The sequence below is a fragment of the Rhodococcus sp. X156 genome (genome assembly GCF_004006015.1).
Taxonomy (GTDB): domain Bacteria; phylum Actinomycetota; class Actinomycetes; order Mycobacteriales; family Mycobacteriaceae; genus X156.
Map to the genome: position 1 here is coordinate 2,481,766 of NZ_CP034766.1, position 17,951 is coordinate 2,499,716.

General features: G+C 76.5%; 17 protein-coding genes. 11 read left to right on the top strand and 6 right to left on the bottom strand.

The window, feature by feature from the left end:
- Positions 1-46: 46 nt before the first annotated feature.
- Both ELX43_RS11750 and ELX43_RS11755 read left to right on the top strand, forming a co-directional pair.
- Complete coding sequence (locus ELX43_RS11750; protein ID WP_127783587.1) at positions 47-787, top strand: histidine phosphatase family protein; 741 nt, start codon at positions 47-49, stop codon at positions 785-787.
- Positions 771-1,655, top strand: coding sequence for an NAD(P)H-hydrate dehydratase (locus tag ELX43_RS11755; protein WP_127783588.1), 885 nt, complete (start codon positions 771-773; stop codon positions 1,653-1,655). The genes ELX43_RS11750 and ELX43_RS11755 overlap by 17 nt, the downstream gene beginning before the upstream one ends.
- Before the next feature lie 10 nt (positions 1,656-1,665).
- Here the strand turns inward: ELX43_RS11755 and ELX43_RS11760 are convergent, their stop codons facing one another.
- The 5 genes from ELX43_RS11760 to ELX43_RS11780 all read right to left on the bottom strand — a co-directional run bounded on the left by ELX43_RS11760 (position 1,666) and on the right by ELX43_RS11780 (position 6,643).
- Positions 1,666-2,493, bottom strand: a complete 828-nt coding sequence (locus ELX43_RS11760; protein ID WP_127783589.1) for an MBL fold metallo-hydrolase — start codon at positions 2,491-2,493, stop codon at positions 1,666-1,668.
- A gap of 71 nt (positions 2,494-2,564) precedes the next feature.
- Positions 2,565-3,479: a polysaccharide pyruvyl transferase family protein gene (locus ELX43_RS11765; protein ID WP_241248923.1), complete on the bottom strand. Its 915-nt coding sequence runs from the start codon at positions 3,477-3,479 to the stop codon at positions 2,565-2,567.
- Positions 3,476-4,372 (bottom strand): glycosyltransferase, encoded by an 897-nt coding sequence (locus ELX43_RS11770; RefSeq protein WP_127783590.1) that lies wholly within the window; start codon positions 4,370-4,372, stop codon positions 3,476-3,478. Before ELX43_RS11770 ends, ELX43_RS11765 begins: the two co-directional genes overlap by 4 nt.
- A complete protein-coding gene (locus tag ELX43_RS11775) occupies positions 4,365-5,219 on the bottom strand; it encodes a glycosyltransferase (protein WP_127783591.1) in 855 nt (284 codons plus the stop codon). The genes ELX43_RS11770 and ELX43_RS11775 overlap by 8 nt, the downstream gene beginning before the upstream one ends.
- Positions 5,219-6,643: an aldehyde dehydrogenase family protein gene (locus ELX43_RS11780; RefSeq protein ID WP_241248924.1), complete on the bottom strand. Its 1,425-nt coding sequence runs from the start codon at positions 6,641-6,643 to the stop codon at positions 5,219-5,221. The genes ELX43_RS11775 and ELX43_RS11780 overlap by 1 nt, the downstream gene beginning before the upstream one ends.
- A gap of 185 nt (positions 6,644-6,828) precedes the next feature.
- Here ELX43_RS11780 and ELX43_RS11785 point away from each other — a divergent pair, with 185 nt between their 5' ends.
- Genes ELX43_RS11785 through ELX43_RS11825 form a run of 9 tightly spaced genes read left to right on the top strand, consistent with a single transcriptional unit; the run spans position 6,829 to position 16,974 of the window.
- On the top strand, positions 6,829-8,490 hold the full coding sequence (locus ELX43_RS11785) for a carbamoyltransferase C-terminal domain-containing protein (RefSeq protein ID WP_127783593.1): 1,662 nt from the start codon (positions 6,829-6,831) through the stop codon (positions 8,488-8,490).
- Positions 8,483-10,045 (top strand): HAD-IIIA family hydrolase, encoded by a 1,563-nt coding sequence (locus tag ELX43_RS11790; protein WP_127783594.1) that lies wholly within the window; start codon positions 8,483-8,485, stop codon positions 10,043-10,045. Before ELX43_RS11785 ends, ELX43_RS11790 begins: the two co-directional genes overlap by 8 nt.
- A complete protein-coding gene (locus ELX43_RS11795; RefSeq protein ID WP_127783595.1) occupies positions 10,042-11,070 on the top strand; it encodes a glycosyltransferase family 9 protein in 1,029 nt (342 codons plus the stop codon). The genes ELX43_RS11790 and ELX43_RS11795 overlap by 4 nt, the downstream gene beginning before the upstream one ends.
- Positions 11,070-12,044, top strand: coding sequence for a glycosyltransferase (locus ELX43_RS11800; RefSeq protein ID WP_127783596.1), 975 nt, complete (start codon positions 11,070-11,072; stop codon positions 12,042-12,044). The genes ELX43_RS11795 and ELX43_RS11800 overlap by 1 nt, the downstream gene beginning before the upstream one ends.
- Complete coding sequence (locus tag ELX43_RS11805; protein WP_127783597.1) at positions 12,044-13,273, top strand: glycosyltransferase; 1,230 nt, start codon at positions 12,044-12,046, stop codon at positions 13,271-13,273. The genes ELX43_RS11800 and ELX43_RS11805 overlap by 1 nt, the downstream gene beginning before the upstream one ends.
- A gap of 23 nt (positions 13,274-13,296) precedes the next feature.
- The gene (locus ELX43_RS11810; protein ID WP_241249909.1) at positions 13,297-13,881 is read left to right on the top strand and encodes an SIS domain-containing protein; all 585 of its coding nucleotides are present in this window, start codon (positions 13,297-13,299) and stop codon (positions 13,879-13,881) included.
- Positions 13,878-15,296, top strand: a complete 1,419-nt coding sequence (locus tag ELX43_RS11815) for a PfkB family carbohydrate kinase (RefSeq protein WP_127783599.1) — start codon at positions 13,878-13,880, stop codon at positions 15,294-15,296. The genes ELX43_RS11810 and ELX43_RS11815 overlap by 4 nt, the downstream gene beginning before the upstream one ends.
- On the top strand, positions 15,293-16,015 hold the full coding sequence (locus tag ELX43_RS11820) for an SDR family oxidoreductase (RefSeq protein ID WP_127783600.1): 723 nt from the start codon (positions 15,293-15,295) through the stop codon (positions 16,013-16,015). The genes ELX43_RS11815 and ELX43_RS11820 overlap by 4 nt, the downstream gene beginning before the upstream one ends.
- The gene (locus ELX43_RS11825; RefSeq protein WP_241248925.1) at positions 16,012-16,974 is read left to right on the top strand and encodes a glycosyltransferase family 9 protein; all 963 of its coding nucleotides are present in this window, start codon (positions 16,012-16,014) and stop codon (positions 16,972-16,974) included. The genes ELX43_RS11820 and ELX43_RS11825 overlap by 4 nt, the downstream gene beginning before the upstream one ends.
- Here the strand turns inward: ELX43_RS11825 and ELX43_RS11830 are convergent.
- The gene (locus ELX43_RS11830) at positions 16,946-17,944 is read right to left on the bottom strand and encodes a UDP-glucuronic acid decarboxylase family protein (RefSeq protein ID WP_127783601.1); all 999 of its coding nucleotides are present in this window, start codon (positions 17,942-17,944) and stop codon (positions 16,946-16,948) included. The genes ELX43_RS11825 and ELX43_RS11830 overlap by 29 nt on opposite strands.
- Between the last annotated feature and the right edge of the window lie 7 nt (positions 17,945-17,951).

Sequence of the window (17,951 nt, forward strand, 5' to 3'; positions counted from 1 at the left end):
GGGCCCGCACGGTGCACCCGAGGGGAACTCGGTACGGTCCTGGAACATGGGAACACTGGAGCTGCTGCTCGTCCGGCACGGGGAGAGCGTCGGGAACTTGGCGCAGCGCAAGGCAGAAGCAGCCAAGGCCGACCGGCTCGAGGTCGATCTCCGCGACGCCGACGTGGCGCTGTCGCCGCTCGGGCTGGAGCAGGCCCGGGCCTTCGGCCGGTGGCTGCGCGAGCAGGATCCCGACCAGCGTCCGCAGGGGCTCTGGGTGTCCACGTACGCCCGTGCCCGGGAGACCGCCAGCACCGCGCTGGAGGAGGCCGGGCTGCAGCTGCCGACCCGGGTGGACGAGCGGCTGCGCGACCGCGAGCTCGGCGTGCTGGACATGCTCACCACCCAGGGCATGCTGGCTCGCTACCCGGAGGAGGCTGAGCGCCGCGGCTGGCTGGGCAAGTTCTACCACCGCCCGCCCGGTGGGGAGTCGTGGGCGGACGTCATCCTGCGGCTGCGCACCTGGCTGGCCGACCTGGAGCGCACCACCCCGCACCAGCGCGTGCTCGTGGTCGCCCACGACATGGTGATCCTGGGCATCCGCTACATCTGCGAGCAGCTCAGCGAGGAGGAGGTGCTCGCCATCGGCAAGGGTTCCGGAGTCGCCAACGCCTCGGTCACCCGGCTGGTGCGCGAGCCCGACGGCCTCACCTGGCGCCTCGACGTCTTCAACGACCAGGATCACTTGACCGACAACGGAACTCCCACGACCGACCAACCGACGGAGCACGATGCCCGAGCACACTGACTCACCCGAGATCGTCACCCCCGCGCTGCTGCGCGAGTGGCGGCTGCCCGAGCTGGGCGGGTCCAAGAACAGCCGCGGACGGCTGCTGGTGGTCGGCGGCGCACGGACCACCCCCGGTGCGGTCGCGCTGTCCTCCGTCGCGGCGCTGCGGGTGGGCGCCGGCGTGCTCACCGCCGCGGTGGCCCGCTCGGTCGCCGTGCAGCTGGCGCTGAGCGTGCCCGAGCTGGGTGTGATCGAGCTGCCGGAGACCGACGCAGGATCGGTGCGTCGCGACGCCGCCGAGGCGCTGGCCGACCAGCTGGAGCAGGTGGACGCGGTGCTGTTCGGCCCCGGCCTGGACAACCCGGACGAGACCCGGCCCCTGCTCGCCGAGCTGGTGCGCCGACTGCCCGAGGACGTGCCGGTGGTGCTGGACGCCTACGGCATCGGGGTGCTGGCCGACGCCGAGGAGACCGCCGAGCGGCTGTCCGGGCGGCTGGTGCTCACCCCCAACACCACCGAGGCCGCCTTCCTGCTGCACTGCGAGGAGGACGAGCTGGACGACCCGCTGGACACCGCGGTGCGGGTGGCCGAGGCCTACGGCGCCGTGGTGACGGCGCACAACGGCATCGCCGACGCCAAGGGCGGACGGTGGGTCTCCCCCACCGGGCACTCCGGGCTGGGCACGGCCGGCAGCGGGGACGTGCTGGCCGGCGCGGTGGCCGGGCTGCTGGCCCGGGGCGCCGACGCCGCGCAAGCGGCGTGCTGGGGCACCTACCTGCACGGCACCGCCGGCGACCGCCTTGCTGCGCGGGTGGGCCGGGTGGGCTTCCTGGCCCGTGAGCTGCTGGAGGAGATCCCGCTGGTGAACACCGAGATGGACGCCTGACCCGGAGCCGCTACAGCGGGATGGTCTCCCCGCGCCTGGGCACGCGCAGTCGCTCGCCCAGGCCGGCGCCGCTGGCCGCGCTGAGGAACGCCGACAGCGGAGAGCGGAACACCCCGTAGTCGTCGTGGTGCACCGGCACGGCGATGTCCGGCTGGATGCGCTGCAGGAAGTCCACGCCCTGCGCGGCGTCCATGGTGACGGTGTGCAGCAGCACCCGGGTACCGCCCAGGTGCACCACCGCGACGTCGATGTCGGGGTGGCGGCGGTGGATCTCGTCCAGGTGGTCCCCGGTGAGGGTGTCGCCGCTGACGTAGACCCGCCGGGTCACCTCGCCGCCCGCCCGGTGCACCAGCAGCGAGCCCATCACCGGGGGCAGCAGCCGACCCATCACCCCCCGGGCGTGGATGGCCGGCAGCGACTCCACCGTCAGCGTCTCGTGGGTGTGCACGGCGCCCGGGCGGGCCGCGAGCTCGGTGCTCTCCCAGGGCGTGAGGCCCGTGGTGACGAAGCCCCAGCTGTTCAGCCGGCGCCCGGCCTGCGGCGTGGTGATGATGGGCACCGCCTTGTCCAGCCGGTGGCGGGCCACCCGGTCGAAGTGGTCGCCGTGCAGGTGCGACAGGACCACGGCGTCCAGCGCGGGCAGGTCGCCCGGCTGCATCGCCGGCTCGGTGAGACGGGTGGACCACAGCCCCTTGCCCAGGTAGGCGCGCTGGCCCCGGTGCAGGAAGTTGGGGTCGGTGAGCACGGTGAAACCACCCAGCCGGATCAGCGTGGTCGCCGTCCCGATGAAGGTGATGCTGTCGCCGGTGGGCGCGCTGGATGGGCCGGGGGCCGTCATGGCGGGGGTGCTCCTCTGGGCTGGTGAGTCACGCCCTGCGATGAGACCACAGCCACCCCGCGCGTGCCGGGTCAGCGCGGCGCACCACCGCCCTGCAGCACCGCCAGCAGCCGGGCCAGCTGGTCCTCGCCGGCGGGAGGCAGTGCCGCCCGCGCCGCGGCCGTCGTCCGCCCCGCGGCGGACAGGCACCACGCCAGCTGCTCGTGCAACCTCGCCGTGCCGACCTCCTCGGCGGGCACCACCGCGGGCCACTGCCAGGCGTGGGCCTGCGCGCTGACCTTGCCGCCGCCGGCCACCGGGTCCACGGCCAGCGCCGGCACCCCGTTCTTCAGCGCGAGCACCAGTCCGTGCATCCGCATGGTGACCACCGCGTCCAACCGCCGCAGCAGCGCCTCGATCTGCCCCGGGGTGGCGGCCAGCCGCCAGTCCCGCGGGTCCAGCCGGGTGTCCAGGTCCAGGCGCGCGGCGTCCACCGTGGAGAGCCAGCCCTGCAGGGCAGCCACCACCGCGGGGTGCCGCCGCCGCGGGCCGTACTCGGCCTGGCCCCGGGTGAGGTAGACCCCGAGCACCGGGACGCTGGCAGACCGGTGGCGGGCGGCGAGGTCGCGCTGGGCGGGCACCCCAGGGGCGTCCCTGGCGATGACGTGGTCGAACCCCGCGACCGCGGGGTCAGCGGCGTCGAGGACGCTCACGCCCACCGCGATGCGGCACAGGCCGGCGAAGCGCCGGTGCAGCTGCGTCGGGCCCGCCCCGGCCAGCGGTCCGCAGGCGAACACCAGGTGGGTGAAGCGCGCCGGGTCGGCGTCGTCCAGGCGCAACCCCTCCGGCGGGCACATCACCGCGCTCCAGGCCAGCTCGTGGGCGGTGCCCGCCCGCGCCAGCGCCCGGCCCACTGCCTGCATGCTGAGCACGTCGCCGGCGGTGGCCTCACCGTGCAGCAGGCTGGGCCAGCCCACCACCAGCACCCTGACCCGGTGCTCGCTCACGAGACGTAGCGGCGGGTGGTGGAGCCGCGCTGCATCTGCTCCAGCAGCCGGTAGCCCTGCTCCAGCTCCGGCGCCACCACCCGCCGCTCGGCCAGCACCCACGGCAGGCCGCGCACGGCCTCGGCGAACCCGGCCACCGACAACCGGTCCCGCGGCACCGTGCGCGCCAGGTAGAGCGTGCGCCGCACCGCGCTGGGCAGTGGCCGGCGCAGCCAGGTGAACCACAGGGTGTTGCGGATGCCGTGCCGACGCCGCAGGTGCGGGTCCCGCGCCCGGGACGGGTGGTGGTGGCAGACCAGCTCGGGGACGTAGGCCATCACCCAGCCGGCGGTGGCCAGGTCGGCGGCGAGCAGCTCCTCCTCACCGCCGAGCCACAGCCGGGCGGAGAAGCCTCCGGCCGCCTCGAACGCCGAGCGACGCACCACCGACGCCCCCGCCAGGAAGCTGAGCAGCGGGTGGCCGGGCAGCCCCGCGGGGTGGTGCAGCGGCGAGCGGCGCAGCTCGTCGCAGATGGGGTCGTCGTGGCCGCCGGGCTCCACCACGATGCGGGCGGTGAGCACCGCCAGCTGCGGGTGCGCCTCCAGCAGGTCCGCCGCCCGCGCCAGGGCACCGGGGTCCCACCAGGTGTCGTCGTCGCAGAAGGCGACGTAGGGGGCGTCCACCGTGGCGACGCCGAGGTTGCGCCCGGTGGCACCCATGTTCCAGCCCGGGCTCAGCAGCGTCACCTCGGGGTGGCGGGTTCGCACCATCTCGGCGGTGCCGTCGGTGCAGCCGTTGTCCACCACCACCACGGCGGGCTCCTCCGGCAGCCCGGCCAGGCTGGCGAGCGTCCGGTGCAGCTCGGTGCAGCGGTCGTGCGTGATCACCACCACCGCCACCCGGGGCTCACCCACCGCTGGTCTCCAGCAGCCGTACCTGCGCCTCCACCTCCGCCGGCAGCCGGCGGCGGGTGCGCAGCGCTGCAGGCAGCCGCCGGGCCAGCTCCGGCACGGACGGGCGGGCGTCGCCGTCGCGCAGCGCAGCGGCGGTGTGCCGCAGCGCCACCGGCAGCGGACGGCGCAGCCAGGCGGAGAGCACGTCGTTGCGGGCCTGCAGCTGCCGCCGGCCCCGCCGGTCGGCCCCGGGCTGCGGGTGGTGGTGCGCCACCACGTCGTCGGCGTAGGACAGACCCCAGCCGGCCGCGGCGAGGTCCTGGGCCAGCACCGCCTCCTCCCCCAGGAAGAAGATCACCGGGCTGAAGCCGCCGGCCTGCAGGAACGCGCGACGACGCACCACCGCCGCGCAGGCGACGAAGCCCAGCACCGACGGCCCCGGCAGGTCGGCGGCCACCGGCAGCGGGCTGGCGGCCATCGCGACGCTGACCGGGTCCAGCCGCTCCTGCGGGCCCACCAGGGTCCGCGCCGCCAGCACCGCCAGCCGGGGACAGGCGTCGAAGTGCTCCGCCGCCCGGCCCAGTGCGCCGGGTGCCCACCAGGAGTCGTCGTCGCTGAAGGCCACGCAGGGCGTGCTCGCCAGCTGCACGCCGAGGTTGCGCGCCCCGGCACCCAGGTTGCGCCCGGGCTCCACCAGGCTCACCTCGGGGTGTGCCGCCCGCACCGCCGCGGCTGTTCCGTCGGTGGAACCGTTGTCCACCAAGATGATCGGGGGGCGCTCCGGCAGCGCCGACAGGTGCGCCAGCGAGGTGAGCAGCTGTGCACGCCGGTCCCGGGTCATCATCACCACCGTGGTGCGCGGGTCCATCAGGCGGGCGGAGCCGGCTCGAGGTGCACCGCCTTGAGGGCGCTCAGCTCGCCCAGCAGGGCAGGGCCGAAGCCGGGGCCGGAACCGCTGGCACGACGGGGGTCGGCCGAGCCACCCGGGGCGCCGCCGAACACGGCGTTCACCTTCACCGTGCCCACCTCCAGGTGCTCAGCGGCACGCAGGGCGTGGTCCATCCGCGGGGTGAGCACGGTGGCGGCCAGCCCGTGGGCGCCGGCCTCGGCCAGCTCCAGCCCCTCCTCGAAGTCGGCCACCACCACGATCGCGGCCACCGGGCCGAAGGTCTCCTCGGTGAGCACGGCCATGTCCGGGGTGCACCCGGTGAGCACGGTCGGTGGGTACCAGCTGCCCGGGCGGTCCAGGCGTGCGCCGCCGGTCAGGCACTGGGCGCCGGCGGCCACCGCGGCGTCCACCTGCTCGGCGACCACCTGCAGCTGGCGCTCGTCCACCATCGGTCCCAGGTCGCTGGCCGGGTCGGCCGGGTCACCGACCACCATCGTCTCGGCGATCGCGAGCAGCGCGCTGATCACCGCGTCGGAGACGTCGCTGTGCAGGTAGACCCGCTCCACCGAGGTGCACAGCTGGCCGGCGTTGGTGAAGGCCCCGGTGGCGATCTGCTGGGCCGCCCAGCGCGGGTTCACCCCGGCGTCCACCAGGATGGGGTCCTTGCCGCCGTTCTCCAGCAGCACCCGTCCGCCGCGGGCACCGACCGTGGCGGCGATCGCCCGGCCGGTCGTGGTGCTGCCCACCTGGGCGACCACGTGCACCCGCGGGTCTGCCGCCACCGCGGCGCCCACCGCACCGTCACCGGTGAGCACGTTGAGCACGCCGTCGGGCAGGCACTGCGAGATCCGCACGGCCAGCTCCCAGCCCGCCGCGGCGCTGCGCTCGGAGGGCTTGTGCACCACCGTGTTGCCCATGACGAGCGCAGCGGCGAGCAGCCCAGCAGCGGCCGGGTAGGGGTCGTTCCACGGGGTGAGCACGGCGACCACGCCGCGCGGCTCCCGCCGCACCACGTCCACCGCACCCGGGTCGCCCGCCAGGTTCCTGCCCGCCGCCAGCAGGCCCGTCACCGCGGCCTCCGCCAGCAGGTCCGCGGCCACCTCCGCCGAGCCCCTGGCCTCGCCGAGCAGGCGGCCGGTCTCGGCGCTGAGGACCTCGCCCAGGTGCTGGGCATCGGCCCGCACCACCCGGGCCGCCTCCTGCAGCGCCGCGGCGCGCTGAGCTGGCGGCGTCCGTCGCCACACCCCCCGCGCCACGTCCGCAGTGGCCACCGCCGCGGCCACCTCCTCCCGCGTCGCGGCAATGAGCGCCGTGCCGGGCTGGCCGGTGGACGGGTTGGTCCCCCGCACCTCGCGGGAGCCCTCGGCGGGCACCACCTGGCCGGCAAGGAGGTGCTGCTCCACCCGCTGTCCTGATTGGATCCCCGGTGCGCCGTCCACCCGAGAAACGCTACCCACGAACGGCGGAGCACCGCCGATCATGGGCGGGCAAAAGCCCCAAAAGTGCAGGTCACGCCCATGTTGTCGGTTCCTGGGGAGGGTGCCGGCTTCGCCGTGCGAGCGTTGCTCCGCTGTGGAACGTTGACCGCGTGAGGGTGCTGGGAGTCAACGCGATCTTTCATGACCCGGCGGCTGCCCTGGTGGTCGACGGACAGGTCGTCGCGGCCGCCGAGGAGGAGCGGTTCAGCCGGCGCAAGCACGGCAAGCGCCCGGTGCCGTTCTCCGCCTGGGAGCTGCCCGAGCTGAGCATGCGGTGGTGCCTGGAGACGGCGGGGCTGCGCCCGCAGGACCTCGACGCCGTGGCGTACTCCTTCGACCCGGCGCTGGCCAAGCCGGTGGACAGCGACCCGTGGGACCACCTGCGCCTGGACTACGCCCGCCGCGCCCCGAGCTTCCTCGCCACCGCGCTGCCCGGCCTCGACCCGGCGCAGGTGCAGTTCGTCCCGCACCACGTGGCGCACGCGGCCTCCGCCGGGCTGGCCGCGCCGCACCCGCGCAACAGCGTGCTGGTGCTCGACGGCCGGGGCGAGAGCACCTCGCACCTGGCCGGCACCTACCGCGACGGAGCGCTGCAGGTCCTCGCCGCCCAGCAGCTGCCGCACTCCCTGGGCCTGCTGTACGAGTCCCTCACCGAGCACCTGGGCTTCCTGCGCTCCAGCGACGAGTTCAAGGTGATGGCGCTGGCCTCCCACGGCACCCCGCGCCACCTCGAGGAGCTGCGCGAGCTGGTGCACGCGACCGGTAACGGCGGGTTCGTGGCTCCGGAGCTGGACTGGCACCGGTGGGCGCCCCCGCGGCGGGGCGGCGAGGAGAGCTGGGCGGCCCGGCACGCGGACCTGGCCGCCTCGGTGCAGCAGCGGCTGGAGGAGGTGCTGGTCGACCTCGCCACCTGGGTGCACGCCCAGACCGGCGACCAGGTGCTCACCATGGCCGGCGGCACCGCGCTCAACTGCGTCGCCAACTCCCGCATCTGGCGGGAGTCGCCGTTCGAGCAGGTGTGGGTGCAGCCGGCCGCCGGCGACGCCGGCACCGCCCTGGGCGCGGCGCTGCAGACCAGCGCGGACGGCGGGCAGGTGCCGGCGCCGATGCCCTCGGCCGCGCTGGGCCGCGGCTGGTCCGACGCGGACCTGGCGGCGTGGCTGCGCCGTGCCCAGGTCCCCTTCACCACCCCCGACGACCTGGCCGGCGAGGTGGCCGACGTGCTGGTGGCCGACGGGGTGGTGGCCTGGTTCGACGGCCGCAGCGAGTACGGCCCCCGCGCGCTGGGCCAGCGCTCGCTGCTGGCCAACCCGATGCACGCGGCCAACCTGGAGCGGCTCAACGACGTCAAGGGTCGCGAGCAGTTCCGGCCGGTGGCACCCATGGTGCTCACCGAGCGGGCCGCGGAGATCTTCGGCAACGGACCCGTGCCCAGCCCCTACATGCTCTTCGTGCACGACGTGAGTCCACTGTGGCGGGACCGCGTGCCCGCCGTGGTGCACGTGGACGGCACCGCCCGGATCCAGACGGTGGACAGCTCCACCAACGCCGGCATCGCCGCGCTGCTGCGCGCCTTCGCCGCCCGGACCGGGGTGCCGGTGCTGGTGAACACCAGCCTGAACACCGCAGGGCGCCCGATGGTGGACGACCCGCGCGACGCCCTGGAGGTGTTCGGCTCCGCACCGGTGGACGTGCTGGTCCTCGGCCCGCACCTGGTGCGCCGGGCCGCCACGTTCCGGAGTCACTCGGGCGGAGGCCGTGCCGATGAGTGAGCTACCGAGCAGCGAGCTGCTCCCACCGGACTACGCCGTCGTCATCCCCTCGCTGGGCCGACCCAGCCTGCAGCGGCTGCTGGACACCCTCGCCGCGCAGCACGAGCCGCTGCCCCGCGAGGTGGTGGTGGTCGACGACCGGGCCGAGGCCCCGGACGAGCTGAAGCTGACGGTGGACGCCGCGCTGCCGTGGGCCGCCCGGGTGCTGCGCGGCCACGGCCGCGGACCCGCCGCCGCCCGCAACGCCGGGTGGCGGGTGACCAGCACGCCGTGGGTGTGCTTCCTGGACGACGACGTGGAGCTACCCGCCGACTGGTCGCAGCACCTGGCCGCCGACCTCTCCGCCGCCGGGCCCGGCGTTGGCGGCAGCCAGGCGCGCCTGCACGTGCCGCTGCCGGTCCACCGCCGGCCCACCGACTGGGAGCGGGGCACCGCCGGGCTGCGCGACGCCGCCTGGGCCACCGCGGACATGGCCTACCGGCGGTGCGCGCTGGAGCAGGTGCACGGCTTCGACGAGCGCTTTCCCCGCGCCTACCGCGAGGACGCCGACCTGGCGCTGCGGGTGCAGCGCGCCGGTTGGGTGCTGCAGCGCGGCCGACGCACCACCGTGCACCCCGTGCGCCCGGCCGACGACTGGGTGAGCCTGCGGGTGCAGCGCGGCAACACCGACGACGCCCTGGCGCGCCGGCTGCACGGGCGGGGCTGGCGCGCGGTCGCGCAGGCGCCGCCGGGCCGGCTGCGCTGGCACGCGGTGACCACCGCGGCCGCCGGGGTGGCTGCCGCAGCGCTGCTGTCCCGGCGCCGGTGGGTGGCGGCGAGCGCCGGGCTGCTGTGGGGCGGGCTCACCGGTGACTTCGCCCGCCGACGCCTGGCGCCTGGTCCGCGTCCGAGCGAGGAGCAGTGGTGGCCGGAGCTGCGGCGGATGGCCACCACCAGCGTGGCGATCCCGCCCGCCGCGGTGTGGCACCGGGCGCGGGGCGAGTGGCGCCACCGCCGGGGCGCGGACCCGTGGCCGCCACCGCTGCGGGCGGTGCTCTTCGACCGAGACGGCACCTTGGTGCACGACGTGCCCTACAACGGCGAGCCCGACGCGGTGCGCGCCGTGGACAGCGCACGGCCCGCCCTGGACCTGGTGCGCGCGGCGGGGCTGGCCACCGGGGTGATCAGCAACCAGTCCGGCATCGCCCGCGGACTGCTGAGCCGGGAGCAGGTGGACGCGGTGAACGCCCGGGTGGCCGCCGAGCTCGGCCCGTTCGACACCTGGCAGGTGTGCCCGCACGGACCGGAGGACGGCTGCCCCTGCCGCAAGCCCCGCCCGGGCCTGGTGCTGCAGGCCGCGCGCGAGCTGGGGGTGCGCCCGGAGCAGTGCGCGGTGATCGGCGACATCGGCGCCGACGTGCAGGCCGCCCGCGCCGCCGGGGCCCGTGCCGTGCTGGTGCCCACCCCGGTGACGCTGGCCGAGGAGGTGAGCGCCGCCCCCGTGGTGGCGCCGGACCTCTACGCCGCGGTCACCACCCTGCTGGCCGGGCCGGCGGCGCCGGGAGCCCCGCGATGACCCGGGTGCTGGCCGTCCGCCTGGACAGCGACGGCGACGTCCTGCTCACCGGCCCGGCCCTGCGTGCGCTGGCCGCCGGCGCGCAGCGGCTGGACGTGCTGGTCTCCCCCGCTGGCGCCGCGGCCGCCCGCCTGCTCCCCGGGGTGGACGACGTGCTGGTCTTCGACGCCCCGTGGACCGGGTACCGCCCGCCGGCGGTGGACGCCGCGGCGGTGCAGGCACTGGTGCAGCAGCTGGCCGGGCGCGGGTACGACCTCGCCGTCGTGTTCACCTCCTTCCACCAGAGCCCGCTGCCCATGGCGCTGCTGGCGCGGCTGGCGGGCATCGGCCGGGTGGCCGCGACCAGCACGGACTACCCCGGCTCGCTGCTGGACGTGCGCCACCAGCGCCTGCAGGGCCGGCACGAGGTGCAGGCCGCGCTGGACCTGACCCGCGCCGCCGGCGCCGCGCCGCTGGCCGACGACCGCCTCGCCGTGCGCCACCCGCTGCCGCACGTGGACGCGCTGCTGCCCGCTGGTGAGCTGGTGGTGGTGCACCCCGGCGCCTCCGTGCCCGCCCGCGCGCTCGGGGCCGGCCACGCCGCGGCAGTGGTGGCCCGCCTGCGCGCCGAGGGCCGCACCGTGGTGGTCACCGGCGGGCCCGCGGAGACGGGGCTGGCCGCGGCCGCCGCCGCACCGGGCGCCACCGACCTGTCCGGGCGCACCACCCTGGGCGAGCTGGCGGCGGTGCTGCAGCGAGCGGCGTGCGTGGTGGTCGGCAACACCGGGCCCGCGCACCTCGCTGCCGCGGTGGGCACACCGGTGGTGTCGCTGTTCTCCCCGGTGGTGCCGGCGCAGCGCTGGGCGCCCTGGCGGGTGCCGCACGTGCTGCTGGGCGACCAGCAGGCCCCCTGCCGCGACAGCCGGGCCCGCGAGTGCCCGGTGCCGGGGCACCCCTGCCTGAGCGGGGTTGCCCCGGAGGCGGTGGCCGCGGCGGTGACCTCCCTGGTCGGTGCGCCGGCCCCAGCCGTGGCGGGAGGGCGCTAGTGCGGGTGTTGCTGTGGCACGTGCACGGGTCGTGGACGACGTCCTTCGTGCAGGGCGGGCACGAGTACGTGCTCCCGCTGGTGGACGACCGTGGCCCGGACGGGCGGGGGCGGGCGCAGACCTGGAGCTGGCCCAGCTCGGCGGTGGAGGTGGCGCCCGACCGGCTGCCCGAGCACGGCGTGGACGTGGTGGTGCTGCAGCGCCCGCACGAGGCGGAGCTGCTGCAGCGGTGGACGGGGCTGCGCGCCGGGGTGGACGTGCCCGCGGTGTACGTCGAGCACAACGCCCCCACGGCCGCCGCGCCGGGCAGCCGCCACCCGTTGGCGGAGCAGGCCGCGATCCCCGTCGTGCACGTCACCCGGTTCAACCAGCTGATGTGGGACTGCGGCGCCGCGCCCACCACCGTGCTGGAGCACGGCGTGGTGGACCCGGGCCCGCTCTACACCGGCGAGCGCGCGTCGCTGGGCGTGGTGGTCAACGAGCCGGTCCGGCGCTGGCGGGTGGCCGGTACCGACGTGCTGCTGCGCGTCGCCAGGGACGTCGACGTCGAGGTGTACGGCATGGGCATGTCCGCCCTGCTCGAGCGGGCGCCCCAGCTGCACGGGCGGGTGCACGAGAACCTGCCGCAGGCGCGGATGCACGCCGAGCTGGCCCGGCACCGCGCCTACCTGCACCCGTACCGCTGGACCAGCCTGGGCCTGGCCCTGGTGGAGGCGATGACCCTCGGCCAGCCGGTGCTCGCGCTGGCGACCACCGAGGCCCCGGAAGCGGTTCCGGCGGCGGCCGGGGTGGTGACCAACGACCTCACCACCCTGGTGCGGACCGCGCGCCGGTGGATGCGGGATCCCCAGGAGGCGCGCGAGCGCGGAGCCGCCGGGCGCAGCCACGCGCTGCGCCGCTTCGGCCTGCCGCGGTTCCTCGACGACTGGGACGCGGTGTTCGCGGGGGTTGTTGCCGGCCAGGAGGTTGCCTGATGAAGATCGCCATGGTGTCCGAGCACGCCAGTCCACTGGCCACCCTCGGTGGGACCGACGCCGGGGGGCAGAACGTGCACGTGGCTGCGCTGGCCCGGGCGCTGGCCGCACGGGGCCACCGGGTGGACGTCTACACCCGCCGGGACAGCACCACCCAGGCGGAGCGGGTGACGCTGTGCGCCGGGGTGGACGTGGTGCACGTGCCGGCCGGTCCACCGGTGGCCATGGCCAAGGACGAGCTGCTGCAGCACATGCCGGCGTTCGGCGAGTGGCTGACCACCGCGTGGACCCGCACGCCCCCGGACGTGGTGCACGCGCACTTCTGGATGTCCGGCGTCGCCGCGCTCGCCGCCGCGCGGGCCGTGGGGGTGCCGGTGGTGCAGACCTTCCACGCCCTCGGCTCGGTGAAGCGCCGCCACCAGGGGCTGGCGGACACCAGCCCCCGCTCGCGGGTGCGCACCGAGGCCGCGCTGGCCCAGCAGGTGGACTGCGTGGTGGCCACCTGTGCCGACGAGGTGACCGAGCTGGCCGCGCTGGGGGCGCCGCTGGAGCGGGTGCGGGTGGTGCCGTGCGGGGTGGACGTGCAGCACTTCTGCCCGGCGGGCCCCCCGTGGCGGGGCGACCCGGCGGGGCTGCGTCCGGCCGGCGTGCCGCGGCTGGTGTGCGTCGGCCGGCTGGTGGAGCGCAAGGGGGTGGACACCGCGGTGCGGGCCCTGGCTCAGCTGCCCGGGGTGGAGCTGCTGGTGGCCGGTGGCCCGCCCGCGGCGCAGCTGCCCGAGCACGCCGAGGCCCAGCGGCTCAGCGCGCTGGCCGCGCAGCTGGGGGTGGCCGAGCGGGTGCACCTGCTGGGCGAGGTCTCCCCCACCGACGTGCCTGCCCTGCTGCGCTCGGCGGACGTGGTGGTGACCACGCCCTGGTACGAGCCGTTCGGCATCGTGCCGCTGGAGGCGATGGCGTGCGGGCGGCCGCTGGTGGGCAGCGCGGTGGGCGGGCTGCTGGACACGGTGCAGCCGGGCACCACGGGCGTGCTGGTGCCCCCGCGGGAGCCGGACGCCCTGGTCGCGGCGCTGACTCCCCTGCTGGCGGACCCGCCACGGCGGACGCGCCTCGGCGCGGCGGCTCGGCGCCGCGCGGTGCACCGCTACAGCTGGGACCGGGTGGCCGCGGAGACCGAGGATGCCTACGCCACCGTGTGCACCGGGCAGCGCGAGCCGGCGGAGGCGCTGTGAGCAGCGACTGGGTGCGCCAGCACGTGGCGGACCTGACGGCGGCGCTGCACGAGCTGGAGCGCGACGCCGCGCTGGTGCAGGCGTGGGGTGTCGAGCTGGCCCGGCTGCTGCCCGGCGGCGGACGGCTGCTGGTGGCCGGCAACGGGGGCAGCGCCGCCGAGGCTCAGCACCTCACCGCCGAGCTGGTGGGCCGCTACGTGGACGAGCGGCAGCCGCTGTCCGCGCTGTGCCTGAGCGCGGAGACCTCCAGCCTCACGGCGATCCTCAACGACTACGGCGCCGAGGAGGTGTTCGCCCGCCAGGTGCAGGCGCACGGCCGGGCCGGCGACGTCCTGCTGCTGCTGTCCACCAGCGGGGCCAGCCCCAACGTGCTCTGCGCGGCCGAGCGGGCCCGCGCGGCCGGGCTGCGGGTGTGGGCGCTCACCGGGCCGCGTCCCAACCCGCTGGCCGAGCTGGCCGACGAGGCGGTGGCGGTGGCGGCCCCGAGCACCTCCACGGTGCAGGAGGTGCACCTGGTGGCGGTGCACGCGCTGTGCGCCGCCGTCGACTCCCGCCTGCCCACCCGGCCCCGGGGCGCCCCCGCCGCGATGCCGGTGGCCTCGGCATGAGCCGGCGCATCGTGGTGGTGGGCGACGTGCTGCTCGACCGCGACCTGCTGGGCACGGTGCAGCGGGTGTGCCCGGACGCGCCGGTCCCGGTGGTGGACGTCACGGGGGTGCGGGAGAGTCCCGGCGGCGCCGGGCTGACGGCCCTGCTGTGCACGGCCGCGGACACCGAGGTGGTGCTGGTGGCGCCGGTGGCCGCCGACGACGCCGGTGCGCGCCTGGCCCGGCTGCTGCGGGCCGAGGTGGAGCTGGTGGCCCTGCCGCACGCCGGCGGCACCCGGCGCAAGACCCGGGTGCGCTGCGCCGGGCAGTCGCTGCTGCGCCTGGACGACGGCGGGCCCGGCACCCCGGTCGACCCGCCGCTGTCCCTGGTGAGCGCCGCGCTGGCCGGCGCGGACGTGGTGCTGGTGGCCGACTACGGCGGGGGCACCACCCACCACGCGGGCCTGCGTGCGCTGCTGGCCGAGGCCGCCGCCCGCCGACCGCTGGTGTGGGACCCGCACCCGCGCGGTGGTGCTCCGGTGCCGGGCACCGCGCTGGTCACGCCCAACCGCGCGGAGGCCGCCCACGCCTGTGCAGTCCCGTCCACCAGCACCGCAGCCCCGTCCAGCACCCCCGATGCCCTCGCCGTGGCGCTGCGGACGCAGTGGCAGGCCCGCGCCGTCTGCGTCACCGCCGGCAGCGACGGCGCCTACCTCGCGCTGTCCGCCAGCGAGCCGATGTACGTCCCCGCACCCGTGGTGGCCGGCGGTGACCCGTGCGGGGCCGGCGACCGCTTCGCCGCCTCGGCCGCGCTGTCCCTGGCCCACGGAGCGGTGCTCTCGGAGGCGGTGGTGGACGCCGTCGCCGACGCCTCCGCGTGGGTGCGCGCCGGCGGCGCGGCCGGCTACCGAGCTCGCCCGCCCCAGCCGCCCGCCGCCGACGCAGCCGGCCTGGGCCCCGTCCAGCCCACCGCGGCGGAGGTGGTCGCCCGGGTGCGCGCCCGCGGCGGGACCGTGGTGGCCACCGGCGGCTGCTTCGACCTGGTGCACGCCGGGCACGTCGCGTGCCTGGAGGCGGCGCGCCGCCTGGGGGACGCGCTCGTGGTGCTGCTCAACTCCGACGAGTCGGTGCGCCGGCTCAAGGGCCCGTCGCGGCCGGTGGTCACCCAGGACGACCGGGCCCGGGTGCTGCAGTCGCTGGCCAGCGTGGACGCCGTCGCGGTGTTCACCGAGGACGACCCGCGGGCCGCGCTGGCGCAGCTGCGCCCGGACGTGTGGGCCAAGGGCGGCGACTACGGCGGCACCCCGCTGCCGGAGACCGCCCTGGTGCGCTCCTGGGGCGGACGCGTGGTGCTGCTGCCCTACCTCGACGGGCGCTCCACCACCGCCCTGCTCGCCGCCCAGCCCAGCTCCCAGCCCAACCTGGAGGTTTCGTGACCGCAGCAGGCAACGGCACCACCCCGCTCGCGCCGCGCGAGCTCGGCACGGTCTACGTCACCGGCGGGTCCAGCGGTCTCGGTGCCGCCGTGGTGGCGGCGGTGTGCGCCCAGGGCGGCCGAGCTGCGGTGATCGACCGCGTCGCACCCCAGGCCGACGTCCCGCACGTGCGGGCCGACCTCGCCGACAGCACCGCCGCCGAGGCAGCCGTCGCCGAGCTGGTGCAGCGGGTGGGCCCACCCACCGCCGTGGTCACCGCGGCCGGCACCGACGCCTGCGGCGGCCTGGACGAGGTGCCCACCGAGACGTGGGAGCGGGTGGTGCGGGTCAACCTCTTCGGCACCGTGGCGGTGGTCCGCGCCTGCCTGCCGCACCTGCGGGCCAGCCGCGGCACCGTGGTGACGGTGGCCTCCACCCTCGGGATCAAGGCCGTCGGCGACGCCACCGCCTACTGCGCCTCCAAGTTCGGCGTGGTCGGCTTCACCCGGGCGCTGGCCACCGAGCTGGCCGGCACGGTCGGGGTCACCCTGCTGATCCCCGGCGGCATGAGCACCGCGTTCTTCGACGGCCGCACCGAGCAGTACCGGCCGGGTCCGGACGCCGTCCTCAACGACCCGGCGCACACCGCGGCCACCGTGGTGATGGCCCTGCGGCAACCGGTGGGCTCGGAGGTCCGCGAGCTGGTGGTGGCCACCTCCACCGAGCCGTCCTGGCCGTGACCCCGACGGTGCTCGCGCTGCGGGCCCTCGGCCTCGGCGACGCCCTCACCGGGGTGCCCGCGCTGCGCGGGCTGCGCCGGGCGTTTCCCGCCCACCGCCTGGTGCTCGCCGCCCCCGAGCCCGTCGGTGCCTGGCTGCACCACCGCGGCGTGGTGGACGCGGTGCTGCCCACCGCAGGGCTGGCGCCGCTGCACTGGGAGGGCCCTGCCCCGGTGGCGGTGAACCTGCACGGCCACGGCCCGCAGAGCCACCGACTGCTGCAGGCCCTGCGCCCGCAGCAGCTCATCGCCTTCGGCTGCCCCGCCGCCGACCACCTCGGGCCCGCGTGGCGGGCCGACGAGCACGAGGTGCTCCGCTGGTGCCGGCTGGTGCGCAGCGCCGGTGGGGACTGCGGGCCGGAGGACCTGCGTCTGAGCCACCCCGCCGGCGCCACCCGCTCGCCGGACACCGTGGTGGTGCATCCCGGCGCGGCCTCGGGCTCACGCCGCTGGCCGGTGGAGCGCTGGGCCCCGGTGGCGCGCGCACTGCTCGCCCAGGGCTACCAGGTGGTGCTCACCGGCAGCCGCGCCGAGGCCGGGCTCTGCGCCCGCATCGCCGAGCAGGCGCCGGGTGCGCGCAGCACCGCCGGGCGGCTGGACCTGGCGGCGCTCACCGCCTGCGTGGCCGGAGCGGGCGTGGTGCTGTGCGGCGACACCGGGGTGGCCCACCTGGCCACGGCGCTGGCCACCCCGTCGGTGCTGCTGTTCGGACCCACCCCGCCGCACCGCTGGGGCCCGGCCGTCGACCCGCACCTGCACACCGTGCTGTGGCCGGGTGATCCTGCCACTCCCGCCTGGGGCGATCCGCACGCCGAGGCGCTCGACCCACGCCTGGCCGCGGTGACCGTGGCGGAGGTGCTGCAGGCGGTGCGCGGCCTGGTGGGCGGGCCGGTCAGGCCGACTGCCGCGCGGCCTGGCTGAACCACTCCACCGTCCGCGCCAGGCCCTGGGGCCAGGACACCTCCGGGCGCCAGCCCAGGGTGTGCTCGGCGAGGGTGGTGTCCGGCCGCCGCACCTGGGGGTCGTCCACCGGACGTCCGACGTGCTCGACGGTGGAGCGTGACCCGGTCGCCGCCACCACGTCCTCGGCGATCTGCCGCACGGTCAGCTCGGTGGGGTTGCCGATGTTCATCGGGCCGGGGTGCCCGCTCCCGGCCAGCGCGAGGATCCCCGCGATCAGGTCGGAGACGTAGCACACCGACCGGGTCTGCAGCCCGTCCCCGGCGACCGTCAGCGGCTGCCCGGCCAGCGCCTGGCGGATGAAGGTGGGGATGGCGCGGCCGTCGTGCGGGCGCATCCGGGGGCCGAAGGTGTTGAAGATCCGCACGATGGCGGTGTCCACGTCGCAGCTGCTGCGGTAGGCCACCGTCATGGCCTCGGCGTAGCGCTTGGCCTCGTCGTACACCCCGCGCGGGCCCACCGGGTTGACGTGGCCCCAGTAGCTCTCCGGCTGGGGGTGCACCTGGGGGTCGCCGTAGACCTCGGAGGTGGAGGCCAGCAGGAAGCGCGCACCCTTGTCCTTGGCCAGGCCGAGAGCGTGCAGCGTGCCGATGGCCCCCACCTTGAGCGTCTCGATGGGCAGCGTCAGGTAGTCCACCGGCGAGGCGGGCGAGGCGAGGTGCAGCACCAGGTCGACCGGACCGGGCACGTGCACGAAGTCGGTGACGTCGCAGCGCACCAGCCGGAAGCGCGGGTCGTCGAGGAGGTGGGCGACGTTGCCGGGGCTGCCGGTGAGGAAGCTGTCCAGGCAGACCACCTCCGCGCCGCGCCGCAGCAGCTCCTCGCACAGGTGGCTGCCCAGGAACCCGGCGCCGCCCGTCACCACCACCCGCTCGACGTCCCGAGCCGCGTGGGACGTGCGGGACCCGAGGTCACCCCCTGATGCACCCATGGACCAC

Bases quoted from the DNA above. Each gene is read 5' to 3' on its own strand.
- ELX43_RS11750 (WP_127783587.1), top strand. From the start codon at position 47: ATGGGAACACTGGAGCTGCTGCTCGTCCGGCACGGGGAGAGCGTCGGG.
- ELX43_RS11755 (WP_127783588.1), top strand. From the start codon at position 771: ATGCCCGAGCACACTGACTCACCCGAGATCGTCACCCCCGCGCTGCTG.
- ELX43_RS11760 (WP_127783589.1), bottom strand. From the start codon at position 2,493: ATGACGGCCCCCGGCCCATCCAGCGCGCCCACCGGCGACAGCATCACC.
- ELX43_RS11775 (WP_127783591.1), bottom strand. From the start codon at position 5,219: ATGGACCCGCGCACCACGGTGGTGATGATGACCCGGGACCGGCGTGCA.
- ELX43_RS11790 (WP_127783594.1), top strand. From the start codon at position 8,483: ATGAGTGAGCTACCGAGCAGCGAGCTGCTCCCACCGGACTACGCCGTC.
- ELX43_RS11795 (WP_127783595.1), top strand. From the start codon at position 10,042: ATGACCCGGGTGCTGGCCGTCCGCCTGGACAGCGACGGCGACGTCCTG.
- ELX43_RS11805 (WP_127783597.1), top strand. From the start codon at position 12,044: ATGAAGATCGCCATGGTGTCCGAGCACGCCAGTCCACTGGCCACCCTC.
- ELX43_RS11815 (WP_127783599.1), top strand. From the start codon at position 13,878: ATGAGCCGGCGCATCGTGGTGGTGGGCGACGTGCTGCTCGACCGCGAC.
- ELX43_RS11830 (WP_127783601.1), bottom strand. From the start codon at position 17,944: ATGGGTGCATCAGGGGGTGACCTCGGGTCCCGCACGTCCCACGCGGCT.